This is a genomic window from Streptomyces javensis (assembly GCF_039525925.1).
Classification (GTDB): Bacteria; Actinomycetota; Actinomycetes; order Streptomycetales; family Streptomycetaceae; genus Streptomyces; species Streptomyces asiaticus.
On record NZ_BAAAIF010000004.1, the window covers coordinates 1 to 13,088 of the forward strand.

Genomic DNA, 13,088 nt, shown 5'->3' on the forward strand with positions numbered 1-13,088 from the left:
CGGGGCACCGTGGCCGCGTGCGCGCTGCGGGGGGACGCGGCGGCGGGGGTGTCCGGAACGCCCGGGGCCGCAGGGGCGTCCGGGTCGCCCGGGGCGGTCGGCGCGGGGCTGGCGGCGCTGGTCAGGCTGCGCGCGGCCTCCGCCCTGGACCCGGCCCGCGCGACGGCCGAGCAGCTGCTGCGCTCGCCCAGGGCCACGGCGGGCGGCAGGGGCCCGGGGAGACCGTTGCCCAGGGCCGCCGCCGGGGTCAGCGCGCCCCGGCACGGGCTGGAGGATCTGCCCGCCGCCTGGCAGGAGGCGCTGGCCGCCGCGCGGGCGGCGCACGCCGACACCCACCTGGGCCCGGTCGCGGAGTGGTCCGCCATCGGCCCGTACCGGCTGCTGGCCGCGCTGCCCCCGCTGCCGCCGGACGCCGCCGTACGGCCCCTGCTGGAGCCCGCGCACGCCGAACTCGCCCGCACCGCCGAGACCTTCCTCGACTGCGCGGGTCAGGCCGGGCGCACCGCCCAGCGGCTGGGCATCCACCGGCAGACGCTGTACTACCGGCTCTCGCGGGTGCGGCAGCTGACCGGTCTCGACCTGGACGCGGGCGAGGACCGGCTGCTGCTCCATATGACGCTGAAGGCCGCGCGGCTCGGACCGCCGGGGTGCTGAGTCCGGAGTCCGGGCCCCGGGGTCAGTCGGCGGGGGCCACGGGGGCGTGGTGGGCCTCCGGAGCGCGTGGAGCGTCTGGGGCGTCCGGGGCATCGCCGACGATCCGGCGCATCGCCTCGACGAGGTCGTGGGCGCTGGGCATGAGGTCGGGGTCGATGGCCATCTGGACGATCATCCCGCTCACCAGCGTCATATAGAACGAGCCCATGACCCGGGAGGTCTCCTCGTCCACGTCGCGCTCGTCGATGCCGTGGATCAGCCCCACCAGCCCCTGGCGCCCCTCCGGTTGGGCCCGGGCGAACGCGGCACGCAGCTCGGGGTCGTTCTGAACCTGGAGGATGGCCTCCAATTGGGAGCGCCACATCGCCTGGTGCTTGTCGAACAGCTCGAGCACCCGGGTCCACCGGGACTCGAACCGCCCCCGCAGCCCGGCGTCCGGGTCCTCACCGGCCGGGGCGTCCGCCTCGAGGGAGCGCTGGACGTCATCGGCCCAGTCGCCCATGGCCGCGAAGAGCGCCTCCCGCATCAGGGCGTCCTTGGAGCCGTAGTGGTAGCCGATGGAGGCCAGATTGGCGCCCGAGGCGGCCACGATGTCCCGCGCCGTCGTACGGGACCAGCCCTTCTCCTCAAGGCAGCGCTTGGCCCCGGCCAGCAGATCCTCTCGATGTCCCATGGCGTCAGGGTATCCCGATCCCATACGGATGTCCCAGACGAACGTCTCACACGATTGTTTTACACAGACGTACTAGACGCCTGTTTAAGACGCTCGTATAGTCGCCGTCATGACCTCGACCTCCACCGGCCCGCGCGCCGGACGCAGGGAATGGACCGCCTTCGTGGTCCTGATGCTTCCGCTCCTCCTCGTCTCCATGGACGTGTCGGTGCTGTACTTCGCGGTGCCGGCCATCAGCCGGGAGCTGCACCCCAGTTCCACCCAGCAGCTGTGGATCTTCGACATTTACGCCTTCGCCCTCGCCGGGCTGCTCATCACCATGGGAGCGCTGGGCGACCGCTTCGGACGGCGGAAGCTGCTGCTGTTCGGGGCCGCGGCCTTCGGCGCCGCGTCCGTCGCGGCGGCGTACGCGCGGAGCGCCGAGATGCTCATCGCCGCCCGGGCGGTGCTCGGGATCGGCGGTGCCACGCTGATGCCCTCGACGATGGCGCTGATCCGCAACCTCTTCCTCGACGAGAAGCAGCGGGCCAAGGCGATAGCGATCTGGTCGTCGGCCATGGCGGGCGGTATCGCGCTGGGCTCGGTGCTGAGCGGAGTGATGATCGAGCACTTCTGGTGGGGCTCGGTCTTCCTGATCAACGTCCCGGCGATGGTGCTGCTGCTGGCGCTGGTGCCGCTCCTGGTGCCGGAGTTCAAGGACCCCGCGCCCGGGGCGTTCGACCTGCCGAGCGTGCCGCTGTCGATGGCCGCGGTACTGCCGGTGATCTACGGCCTGAAGAAGATCGCCGCCGACAACGGCGTCGGCCTGGTCCCGGTGCTGTCCATCGTGGCCGGTCTCGCCATCGGCGCCGTCTTCGTACGGCGCCAGCGCATCCGGCGTGACGCGATGATCAGCCCGGAGCTGTTCCACCACCGCGGCTTCGGCCCGTCGATCGCGCTGAACACGCTGGCCACCTTCGCCATGATGGGCTCGGCCTACTTCACCACCCAGTATCTCCAGTCGGTGCTCGGCAAGGGCGCGCTGGAGGCGGCGCTGTGGAGCCTGGCCCCGTCCGTCTGCGTCGGCATCGCCGGACCGGCGGCGGCCGCGGCGGTCCAGCGCGGTGCCAACCGGGCGTATGTGGTCGGCGCGGGCTTCGCGACCGCGGCCATGGGCTACGGGATCCTGGCCCTGGCCGGTACGGACGCGCTGTGGACGGTGCTGATCGGCGCCGCCGTGCTGGCCAGCGGGATCGTCGCGGTGATGTCGCTGGTCACCGACCTGGCGATCGGCACCGTCCCGCCGGAGCGGGCGGGTTCGGCGGCCGCGCTGCTGGAGACGGGCCAGGAGTTCGGCGGGGCGATGGGCATGGCGGTGCTCGGCAGCGTCGGCACCGCCGTCTACCGGAGCGACGTCAAGGACTCGCTGGGCGCCGGACTGCCCGCCGACGCGCTCGACCAGGTGCGCGAGACGCTGGGCGCGGCCGCCGCGGTGGCGGGTTCGCTGAAGGGGCGTGCCGGGGAGCAGCTGCTGGACGCGGCGCGGGAGGCGTTCACCCACGGGATGCGGATCGCCTGCGGGGCCGGGGCGGTGGTCCTGGTGGCGGGCGCGATCCTGGCCCTGGCGACGCTGCGCCGGGTCGGCGCGGAGCACGCCGGGCCGCCGGTCGAGGACGCGCCGTCGACCGCCGCGGACGAGGCGGTGCCGGGCCGCTGAACCCGGTACGCAACGCCTGTTGGGGACCCCGCCGCGGTGGGGTCCCCAACAGGCGTTGCGTACCGGGCGAGTTGACCGCACCAGTACGCATTTCCTCGAACACCACGGCAACCATTCCCCGCCCGGCGGCAACCACAGAACGGCGGCCGGACACGGCGGCCAGAGGGCTGAGCAGCCACCCCACGCGAGAGGAGCGACGCACCGTGCGCATCACCAGAGCGTTAGCGGCAGCCGGGCTCGCCGCCGCCTTCCTGATCGGCGCGGCCTACACACCGCAGGCCGTCGCGGGCGAACTGCCGGGCGACACCCGGTTCTTCAACAACCCCGACTCGCTCGTCAACAAGTGGGTCGCCGCCAATCCGGGCGACTCCCGGCAGCCGCGGATCGCCTCGCGGATCGCCAGTCAGCCCCAGGCCGCGTGGTTCTCCCGGTACTCCCCCGCCACCGTCACCGAGGACGTCCGGAAGGTCACCTCCGCCGCCTCCGCCAAGGGCCAGACCCCCGTCCTGGTGACGTACCAGATCCCCAACCGCGACTGCGGCGGGGCCTCCGCGGGCGGCGCGCCCGACCTCGCGAGCTATGACACATGGGTGCGCGGCTTCGCCGCCGGGCTGGGCAGCGGGCCCGCCGTCATCATCCTCGAACCCGACTCGATCGCGCTCATCAGCTGCCTCTCGCCCACCGAGCTGAGCGGCCGCTACGCCTCCCTGGCCCGCGCCGCCACCGCCATCCACAGCGCGAACCCCAACGCCCGGGTGTACTTCGACGCCGGGCACTCCGCCTGGAACAGCGCCGCCGTCCAGGCCGCACGGCTCCGCTCGGCCGGGGTGCTGACCAGCGGCGACGGCATCTACAGCAATGTCTCCAACTTCCGCCGCACCGCCGACGAGGTGACCTTCACCAAGAGCGTGCTCGCCCAGCTCGGCACCTCCTCGGGGCTCACCGCCGTCATCGACACCAGCCGCAACGGCAACGGCCCCGCCCCCGACGACGCCTGGTGCGACCCCCACGGCCGCAAGGTCGGCGAAAACCCCACGGCGAACACCGGCGACCCGGCCATCGACGCCTACCTCTGGGTCAAGCCCCCGGGCGAAGTCGACGGCTGCGCGGGCCCGGCGGGCACCTTCGCACCGGACTACGCCTACGAACTGGCGGGCTGAGCGGACAAGGCCGTGGGTCACAGCTGGTCGATCTCGGTGAGGTCGATGTCGATGGTGAACGGGACCGGAAGCTTGATCCGCTCGTGGTAGATGCCGGTCGGCACATAGGTACGCGTCACCGTGTTGAGCTCAAAAACCTGGACGACCGGACGGCGGCCCTCACCGTGCTCGACCAGCCAGAAGTGCGGAATTCCCGCCTCAGCGTAGAGCTGCGGCTTGCGCTTGCGGTCACGCGACTCCGGCGACACGACCTCCACCACGAGCACGGCGTCGGCCGCGTCATAACCCGTCTCACGCGCCTCGGCGGATAGGGCCTCGGCGCGTAGGACGGAGATATCGGGCTCGGGCCGGTTGCGCTTGTCGAGGGCGATGGTCATCTCGCGACAGACCCGGAGTGACTCAGGGACCGATGCCCAGAGCCCCTTCTCCAGCAAGTACATGACCAGCGAATGAAAACGCCTCTGCGGGCTCACGAAGACGAGGCTCCCGTCGATCAGCTCAGTGTGCGGCGGGAGATCCGGCATGCGGTCAAGATCGTCTGCGGTGAATCCGCCCGAGGGCGGAAACGCCCAGGCCGGAAGCGGTTCAGCAGTCATGGTTCCTCCCATGGACGGGATTCTGGCCGCGTGACCAAGGGTAGCGGGCCGGAACGCCGGAGACGCCACCCACACGAGTGGCGGCGCCTCTCGCCATTGACCCGGACCGACCGCGCTCCGCGCCCGGACCCCGCACCCTGACCCACCCATCACCGGAGGCCCTCCGCTCCGGGCGTGGAGCGGAGGGCCCCCGGGGGCGCGGGGCGCTGTCAGCCCAGGTGGGCGGGGAGCGGGGTGGCGTCCTTGGTGCCGGGGTCGCGTACCGGGCGCGGGGTGTTCATCAGCAGGGCCACGACCACCGCGGCGCCCAGGAGGATCGAGGACGAGACGACGAAGGCGTGCGAGAAGCCCTCGACCAGACCGGCCTTGGCGGTCGCCTTGGCGGTCTGCGGTGTCATCTGCCGGGCGTGCGCGGCCATGTAGTCGGAGGTCGCGCTGGTGGCGATGGTGTTGAGCATCGCCGTGCCGATCGAACCGCCGATCTGCTGGGCGGTGTTGACGGTGGCGGAGGCGACGCCCGCGTCCCCCGCCCCCACGCCATGGGTCGCGTAGTTCATCGAGGGCGCCATCACCAGGCCCATGCCGAAGCCGACCAGGAGCTCGGCGGGCAGCACCCCCGCCGCGTACGAGCTGTCGACGTCCAGGGGCACCAGCAGGACGACACCGGTGGCCGCGATCAGCAGGCCGGGCGCCACCAGCAGCCGCGGCGGCACCTTGGGGATGAGGCGGGACGCGACACCGCCCGCGCCGATCAGCACCGCCCCGGTCATCGGCAGGAACGCCACACCGGTGAGCAGCGCCGAGTACCCCTTGACGAGCTGCATGTAGTACGTGAGGAAGAGGAACATCGCGAACATGCCGACCACCGAGAGGCCGACCGCCAGATAGGCGCTGCCCCGGGTGCGGTCCCCCACCACGCGCGGCGGCAGCAGCGGCCGCGCCACGGTCCGCTCCACCATGACGAAGGCGAAGAGCAGCACCCCGCCCAGGATGAGCAGCCCGGTCACCAGCCGGGAGTCCCAGCCCTCGGACTCGGCCTCGCTGCATGCGTAGACGACAGCCACCAGCCCGCACACCGCCAGCACCACACCGGGGATGTCGAAGCGGGCGCGGCCCTCGGCGCGGGTGTCGGTGGGCAGCACGGACCAGCTGATGGCCGCGACGACCGCGATCGGCACGTTGACGTACAGGCACCAGCGCCAGTCGAGGTACTCGGTCAGCAGGCCGCCGACGACCAGCCCGATCGCACCGCCGCCCGCCGCGATCGCGCCGAAGATGCCGAACGCCTTGGCGCGCTCACGGGGCTCGGTGAAGTTCACCGCGAGCAGCGACAGCGCCGAGGGGGCGAGCAGCGCGGCGAAGGCACCCTGGAGGGCGCGGGCCGCGAGCAGCATCTCGAAACCGGAGGCGGCGCCGCCGAGCGCGGAGGCCCCGGCGAAACCCAGCAGCCCGATGAGGAAGGTGCGCTTACGGCCGGTGTAGTCCGCGATCCGGCCGCCGAGCAGCAGCAGACTGCCGAACGCCAGGGTGTAGGCGGTGATGACCCACTGCCGGTCGCCGTCGGAGATGCCGAGGTCCTTCTGGGCCGACGGCAGGGCGATGTTCACGATGGTGATGTCGAGGACGATCATCAGCTGGGCCAGGCCGATGAAGACGAGAGCGAGCCAGCGCCGCGGGTTGGCCTGCGGCGGCGCCTCTGAGGGCTGGGACATGGCGATGCCTTTCTGATCTTGCGGAAGGCGAGCGGAGAGGGAGGTCAGGCGGGGTCTGATTCGAGATCCGATGCGGCGTCGTGGGCCTCGTGGGCGTCGTGGGCGTCGTGGGCGTCGTGGGCGTCGTCGATCACTCGCTCCCGGATGCGCTTGAACGCCTCCGCGTCGACGGCCGGGCCGCCGAGCGGGGTGGTGGGGCGCGGGGAGCCGGTGGGGCGCAACCCGTCGATGTAGACATCCAGCTGGCGATGGGCGATGCCGTCATCGGGGGCGAACCGGCCGCCACCGGGCAGCGGCCGCGTCAGCCGGATGATCATCAGCGTGATGTCACCGAAGACGACATCGCTCCGGATCAGCCCCTGGGCCTGGGCGCGCAGGAGCATCGCGTCGATCAGGTCGACGGCGTCGCCGGGGACGCCGTCGAGGATCTCGTCCACGGTGAACCGGCCCAGCAGCGCGGGCATCACCGAGCCGATCTTGAGATCGAGGGCGGCGTGCATAAAGCGGCGCAGTGCGCGCCAGGGGTCGCCCTCCTCGGCGGCGGCCCGGCTCGCGGCCTCGGCCAGCGCGGTCAGCACCTCGATGGCGACCTCTCGACGCAGATCGGCACGGTGCGGAAACCGCCGGTAGAGGGTCGCGATGCCGACCCCCGCGCGCCGGGCTATCTCATCCAGCCGGGCGTCCGGCCCCTGATCGGCGAAGACCTCGCGGGCGGCGCGCAGGATCTGCTCCCGGTTGCGCCGCGCGTCGGCGCGCATGGCGGGCGACGGGACGTCAACAGGGGCGTCGGTGTCGGTCTCGGCGTCTGCGGACACGGGGCATCTCCTGACAGCACGGCACATACCTACAGCTATATGGAGAAATTTTCTCCACATAGCTGCGAGCGTAGCGAGCCCACCGCCATTATTCAACACGCGATGAAAAAGATCCGGAACCCCTCCGGCACGCCTTGCCGCCATGGACGCACAAAGACCTGGGCCCGGCCCCCGCCGAAGCGGGGACCGGGCCCAGGTGGGTGACTGCCGAAGCGGCTCAGACCAGATTGACCGACCGGGCCGAAGTGGCGCCGATCTCCTCGGCGATCTCGGTGAGCACGGGCTGCGGAATGGTGTCGTCCACCGTGAGCGCCACCAGCGCGGCACCGCCCGCCGTGGCCCGGGAGACCTGCATCCCCGCGATGTTGATCCCCGCCTCGCCCAGGATGCGGCCGAGCGTGCCGACCACACCCGGGCGGTCGGTGTAGCGGAGGAAGGCCATGTGGTCGGCGAGCGCCAGATCCACGTCGTACTCCCCCACCGCGACGATCTTCTGCTGGTGCTTGGGGCCGGCCAGCGTGCCGGAGATCGAGACCTCCTCGCCGTCCGACAGGGTGCCGCGCACGGTCACCACATTGCGGTGCTCGCTCGACTCCGAGCTGGTGGTCAGCCGCACCTCGACCCCGCGCTCCTGCGCGAACAGCGGCGCGTTCACATACGAGACGGTCTCGTCGACGATGTCCTCGAAGACGCCCTTGAGCGCCGACAGCTCCAGCACCTTGACGTCGTGCTGGGTGATCTCGCCGTAGACCTCGACATCGAGGCGGACCGCGACCTCGCCCGCCAGCGCGGTGAAGATCCGCCCCAGCTTCTCGGCCAGCGGCAGCCCGGGCCGTACGTCCTCCGCGATGACGCCGCCCTGGACGTTCACCGCGTCCGGGACCAGCTCGCCGGCCAGCGCCAGCCGCACCGAGCGGGCGACCGCGATGCCCGCCTTCTCCTGGGCCTCACCGGTGGAGGCGCCCAGATGCGGGGTGACCACCACATTGTCGAACTCGAACAGCGGGGACTCGGTGCACGGCTCCTGGGAGAAGACGTCGAGACCGGCCCCGGCCACCCGGCCCTCCTTGAGGGCGGCGGCCAGCGCCACCTCGTCCACGATCCCGCCGCGCGCGGCGTTCACGATCCGGACCTCCGGCTTGACCTTGTGCAGCGCCTCGTCGCCGATCAGGCCGACCGTCTCGGGGGTCTTGGGGAGGTGGACCGTGATGAAGTCGGAGACCTCGAGCAGCTCGTCCAGCGAGAGCAGCTTCACACCCATCTGCGCGGCCCGCGCGGGCTGCACATACGGGTCGTACGCGACGACCTTCATCCCGAAGGCGGACATCCGCTGGGCCACCAGGACGCCGATGCGGCCGAGGCCGACCACGCCGAGGGTCTTCTCGCTCAGCTCCACACCGGTGTACTTGCTGCGCTTCCACTCGCCGTTCTTCAGCGCGGCATTGGCCTGCGGGATGTTCCGGGCCGTGGCCACCAGCAGACCGCAGGCGAGCTCGGCGGCGGTGACGATGTTGGACGTCGGCGCGTTGACGACCATGACGCCCGCCTTGGTGGCAGACGAGACGTCCACATTGTCCAGGCCGACGCCCGCGCGGGCGACCACCTTCAGCTTCTTCGCGGCGGCGATGGCCTCGGCGTCGACCTTGGTCGCGCTGCGGACGAGGATCGCGTCCACATCGGCGATGGCGGGAAGGAGCTCGGCTCGGTCCGCCCCGTTGCAGCTCCGGATCTCGAAGTCCGGGCCCAGGGCCTCGACCGTCGCCGGAGAGAGCTCTTCGGCGATGAGTACGACGGGCTTACCAGTGGAAGCAGTGCTCACGTGGTCTTCAGTCCTCACTAGTCCTCAGCGGACGGCCGTCCCGACGGCCGCTGGCGGTGAAGGGGTCAGCCGCGTGGGAGACGCACGACGCTGTGAGCCTGACGCGCTTGCTGTTGATGAGTGTAGTGGCGGTCGGGCCTTCGTCATGTGCCGTTGCGGCAGGATCACCCGCACGTGGTGGTGCGCGATGGACAAAGCGCGAACCGGGTGCGGCGGGGGTCCGGCGGACCCCCGCCGCACCCGGGGCACGGCCTCCGCGCCACCAGACGCGGTTACGCCTCTTCGTCGACCCAGCTCATGAGCTTGCGCAGCTCCTTGCCGGTGGTCTCCAGCAGGTGGTTCTCGTCGGCCTTCTTCAGCTCGTTGTACTTCGGCAGGCCGGCGTTGTACTCCGCCATCCAGTTCTTGGCGAAGGTGCCGTCCTGGATCTCGCCGAGGATCTTCTTCATCTCGGCCTTGGTGGACTCGTTGATGATCCGCGGACCGGAGACGTAGTCGCCCCACTCGGCGGTCTCGGAGATCGACCAGCGCATCTTCTCCAGGCCGCCCTCGTACATCAGGTCCACGATCAGCTTGAGCTCGTGGAGGCACTCGAAGTACGCGATCTCCGGCTGGTAACCGGCCTCGACCAGGGTCTCGAACCCGGCCTTGACCAGCGCCGAGGTGCCGCCGCACAGCACCGCCTGCTCACCGAAGAGGTCGGTCTCGGTCTCCTCGGTGAAGGTGGTCTTGATGACGCCGGCACGGGTGCCGCCGATGCCCTTGGCGTAGGACAGGGCCAGCTCGAAGGCGCTCCCGGTGGCGTCCTGCTCGACGGCCGCGATGCACGGCACGCCGCGCCCCTCCTCGTACTGGCGGCGGACCAGGTGGCCCGGGCCCTTGGGGGCGACCATGCAGACGTCCACGTTGGCCGGGGGCTTGATGAAGTCGAACCGGATGTTGAGACCGTGCCCGAAGAACAGCGCGTCGCCGTCCTTCAGGTTGTCCTTCACGGACTCCTCGTAGACCTTGGCCTGGATCGGGTCCGGGACCAGGATCATGATCACGTCGGCCTCGGCGGACGCCTCGGCCGGGGTGACCACGCGCAGGCCCTGCTCCTCGGCCTTGGCCTTGGACTTGGAGCCCTCGTGCAGGCCGACCCGGACGTCGACGCCCGAGTCGCGCAGCGACAGCGCGTGGGCGTGGCCCTGGCTGCCGTAGCCGAGGATTGCGACCTTGCGGCCCTGGATGATGGACAGGTCGGCGTCGTCGTCGTAGAACAGCTCGGCCACTTCGGGAATCTCCTAGCGTGTGGGTTGTGCTTCCCACCGTATGACGGGCGGGCGGGTGAAGGTTTCGGGGTCTCGCCATACGGTCCGGCGCACGGGGCGCGCCGGACCGCGGCCACGCTGGTCGGGCGGGGTCAGGCGGACCGGTCGAGCGCGCGCAGGCTCCGGTCGGTGATGGAGCGGGCGCCGCGCCCTATGGCGATGGTGCCGGACTGGACCAGTTCCTTGATGCCGTACGGTTCCAGCATCTTGAGCATGGCCTCGAGCTTGTCGCTGCTGCCGGTGGCCTCGATGGTCACGGCCTCCGGGGAGACGTCCACGGTCTTGGCGCGGAACAGCTGGACGATCTCGACGATCTGGGAGCGGGTCTCGTTGTCGGCGCGGACCTTGACCAGGACGAGCTCCCGCTGGATCGCCTGGCCGTCCTCCAGCTCGACGATCTTCAACACGTTGACCAGCTTGTTGAGCTGCTTGGTGACCTGCTCCAGCGGCAGCTCCTCGACATTGACCACGATGGTGATCCGGGAGATGTCGGGGTGCTCGGTGACGCCGACGGCCAGCGAGTCGATGTTGAAGCCGCGGCGGGAGAACAGGGCGGCGATCCGGGCCAGGATGCCGGGGGTGTTCTCCACCAGGACGGAGAGCGTGTGCTTGGACATGGGCTCGGTCTCTTCTCTCTCTCGGTCCTGGCCTCAGTCGTCTTCGCCGTCGCCGAAGTCCGGGCGGGTGTCGCGCGCCGCCAGGATCTCGTCGTTGGAGGTGCCGGCGGCGACCATCGGCCAGACCATGGCGTCCTCATGGACGATGAAGTCCACGACCACCGGGCGGTCGTTGATCGCGTTGGCCTTCTCGATCACGGCGTCGAGGTCGGCCGGGTCCTCGCAGCGCAGCCCGACGCAGCCCATGGCCTCGGAGAGCTTGACGAAGTCGGGGACGCGGGTGCCCAGGTTCTGCTGGACGGGGGTGTCGGGGCCGGAGTGCAGGACCGTGTTGGAGTAGCGCTGGTTGTAGAAGAGGGTCTGCCACTGGCGGACCATGCCCAGCGCGCCGTTGTTGATGATCGCGACCTTGATCGGGATGTTGTTCAGCGCGCAGGTGGCCAGCTCCTGGTTGGTCATCTGGAAGCAGCCGTCGCCGTCGATCGCCCAGACCGTGCGGCCCTCGGCGCCGGCCTTGGCGCCCATGGCGGCCGGCACGGCGTAGCCCATGGTGCCGGCGCCGCCCGAGTTCAGCCAGGTGGCGGGGGTCTCGTAGCCGATGAAGTGGGCGGCCCACATCTGGTGCTGGCCGACGCCCGCGGCGAAGATCGTGTCCTCCGGGGCCAGCTGCCCGATCCGCTGGATCACCTGCTGCGGGGAGAGGCTGCCGTCGGCGGGCAGGTCGTAGCCGAGCGGGTAGGTCTCCCGCCACCGGTTCAGGTCCTCCCACCAGCCGGCGTAGTCCCCGGTGTGGCCCGCGTCGTGCTCGGCCTGGACGGCGACGACCAGGTCGGCGATGACCTCGCGGGCGTCCCCGACGATCGGCACGTCGGCGGCGCGGTTCTTACCGATCTCGGCCGGATCGATATCCGCGTGGACGATCTTGGCGTACGGAGCGAAGGAGTCGAGCTTGCCGGTGACCCGGTCGTCGAAGCGGGCGCCGAGCGCCACGATCAGATCCGCCTTCTGGAGGGCGGTCACGGCGGCGACCGTGCCGTGCATGCCCGGCATGCCGAGGTGGAGGTGGTGGCTGTCGGGGAACGCGCCCAGCGCCATCAGGGTGGTAGTGACCGGGGCGCCGGTCAGCTCGGCCAGGACCTTCAGCTCGGCGGTGGCCTGAGCCTTGATCACACCGCCGCCGACGTACAGCACCGGGCGCTCGGCCTGGGTGATCAGGCGGGCGGCCTCGCGGATCTGCTTGGCGTGCGGCTTGGTGACCGGGCGGTAGCCCGGCAGATCGGTCTGCGGCGGCCAGGAGAAGGTGGTGCGTCCCTGGAGCAGGTCCTTGGGGATGTCCACCAGGACCGGGCCGGGGCGGCCGGTGGAGGCGATGTGGAACGCCTCGGCGATCGTGCGCGGGATGTCCTCGGCCTTGGTGACCAGGAAGTTGTGCTTGGTGATCGGCATGGTGATGCCGCAGATGTCCGCCTCCTGGAAGGCGTCCGTGCCGATGGCCTTGGAGGCCACCTGTCCGGTGATCGCGACGATCGGGACCGAGTCCATGTGGGCGTCGGCGATGGGGGTGACCAGGTTGGTGGCTCCGGGGCCCGAGGTGGCCATGCAGACGCCGACCTTGCCGGTGGCCTGGGCGTAGCCGGTGGCGGCGTGGCCCGCGCCCTGCTCGTGGCGGACGAGCACGTGCCGGACCTTCGAGGAGTCCATCATCGGGTCGTAAGCGGGGAGGATCGTGCCACCGGGGATGCCGAAGACGGTGTCGGCACCCACTTCCTCGAGGGAACGGATGAGGGACTGCGCGCCCGTGACGTGCTCGACGGGGGCGGACTGCGGTCCGCCGCTACGGGGCCGAGGCTGGGGGTGATGGGACCCGGGGGCCTGCTCGGTCATCGGCATTCTCTTCTCGAAGATGAGGTTCGGTGCGGGAGGAGGGGGCGGGGCGGTGCACCGGACCCTGCCGGTGCAACAAAAAACCCCTCGTGCCGTAAGGCAAGCGAGGGGAGCGCGCCGGTGAGGGTCCGCAGGGCTTCAATGAGCCCTGC

The 13,088-nt window shown here is 70.9% G+C and carries 11 protein-coding genes; 3 read left to right on the forward strand and 8 right to left on the reverse strand.

All coding sequences use genetic code 11. The features are described 5' to 3' along the window. A partial coding sequence (locus tag ABD329_RS05500; RefSeq protein WP_344316029.1) for a PucR family transcriptional regulator occupies positions 1 to 654 on the forward strand: 654 nt, incomplete at its 5' end. A 22-nt stretch (positions 655 to 676) separates the two neighbouring features. Here the strand turns inward: ABD329_RS05500 and ABD329_RS05505 are convergent. Then, positions 677 to 1,327 carry a TetR/AcrR family transcriptional regulator gene (locus ABD329_RS05505; RefSeq protein WP_344316030.1) on the reverse strand — a complete coding sequence of 217 codons (651 nt, stop codon included), beginning with the start codon at positions 1,325 to 1,327 and terminating at the stop codon, positions 677 to 679. A gap of 109 nt (positions 1,328 to 1,436) precedes the next feature. On the opposite strand from ABD329_RS05505, the gene ABD329_RS05510 reads away from it, so the two are divergent. Beyond that, positions 1,437 to 3,023 (forward strand): MFS transporter, encoded by a 1,587-nt coding sequence (locus ABD329_RS05510; RefSeq protein ID WP_198281600.1) that lies wholly within the window; start codon positions 1,437 to 1,439, stop codon positions 3,021 to 3,023. Positions 3,024 to 3,226: 203 nt separating this feature from the next. Next, on the forward strand, positions 3,227 to 4,183 hold the full coding sequence (locus tag ABD329_RS05515) for a glycoside hydrolase family 6 protein (protein WP_198281601.1): 957 nt from the start codon (positions 3,227 to 3,229) through the stop codon (positions 4,181 to 4,183). A gap of 17 nt (positions 4,184 to 4,200) precedes the next feature. Here ABD329_RS05515 and ABD329_RS05520 read toward each other — a convergent pair whose 3' ends face one another. From ABD329_RS05520 to ABD329_RS05550, 7 genes are all read right to left on the reverse strand, one after another. Then, positions 4,201 to 4,779 carry a Uma2 family endonuclease gene (locus tag ABD329_RS05520; protein ID WP_198281602.1) on the reverse strand — a complete coding sequence of 193 codons (579 nt, stop codon included), beginning with the start codon at positions 4,777 to 4,779 and terminating at the stop codon, positions 4,201 to 4,203. A gap of 209 nt (positions 4,780 to 4,988) precedes the next feature. Continuing rightward, positions 4,989 to 6,491, reverse strand: a complete 1,503-nt coding sequence (locus tag ABD329_RS05525) for an MFS transporter (protein WP_344316032.1) — start codon at positions 6,489 to 6,491, stop codon at positions 4,989 to 4,991. Positions 6,492 to 6,535: 44 nt separating this feature from the next. Beyond that, positions 6,536 to 7,306, reverse strand: a complete 771-nt coding sequence (locus tag ABD329_RS05530; protein ID WP_309142765.1) for a TetR/AcrR family transcriptional regulator — start codon at positions 7,304 to 7,306, stop codon at positions 6,536 to 6,538. A gap of 217 nt (positions 7,307 to 7,523) precedes the next feature. Further along, a complete protein-coding gene (serA, locus tag ABD329_RS05535; protein WP_198278137.1) occupies positions 7,524 to 9,125 on the reverse strand; it encodes a phosphoglycerate dehydrogenase in 1,602 nt (533 codons plus the stop codon). A 272-nt stretch (positions 9,126 to 9,397) separates the two neighbouring features. Beyond that, positions 9,398 to 10,396, reverse strand: a complete 999-nt coding sequence (ilvC, locus tag ABD329_RS05540) for a ketol-acid reductoisomerase (protein ID WP_191065557.1) — start codon at positions 10,394 to 10,396, stop codon at positions 9,398 to 9,400. 131 nt (positions 10,397 to 10,527) lie between these two features. After that, a complete protein-coding gene (gene ilvN, locus ABD329_RS05545; RefSeq protein WP_191065556.1) occupies positions 10,528 to 11,052 on the reverse strand; it encodes an acetolactate synthase small subunit in 525 nt (174 codons plus the stop codon). Between the two features lie 33 nt (positions 11,053 to 11,085). Further along, a complete protein-coding gene (locus ABD329_RS05550; RefSeq protein WP_198278138.1) occupies positions 11,086 to 12,936 on the reverse strand; it encodes an acetolactate synthase large subunit in 1,851 nt (616 codons plus the stop codon). Between the last annotated feature and the right edge of the window lie 152 nt (positions 12,937 to 13,088).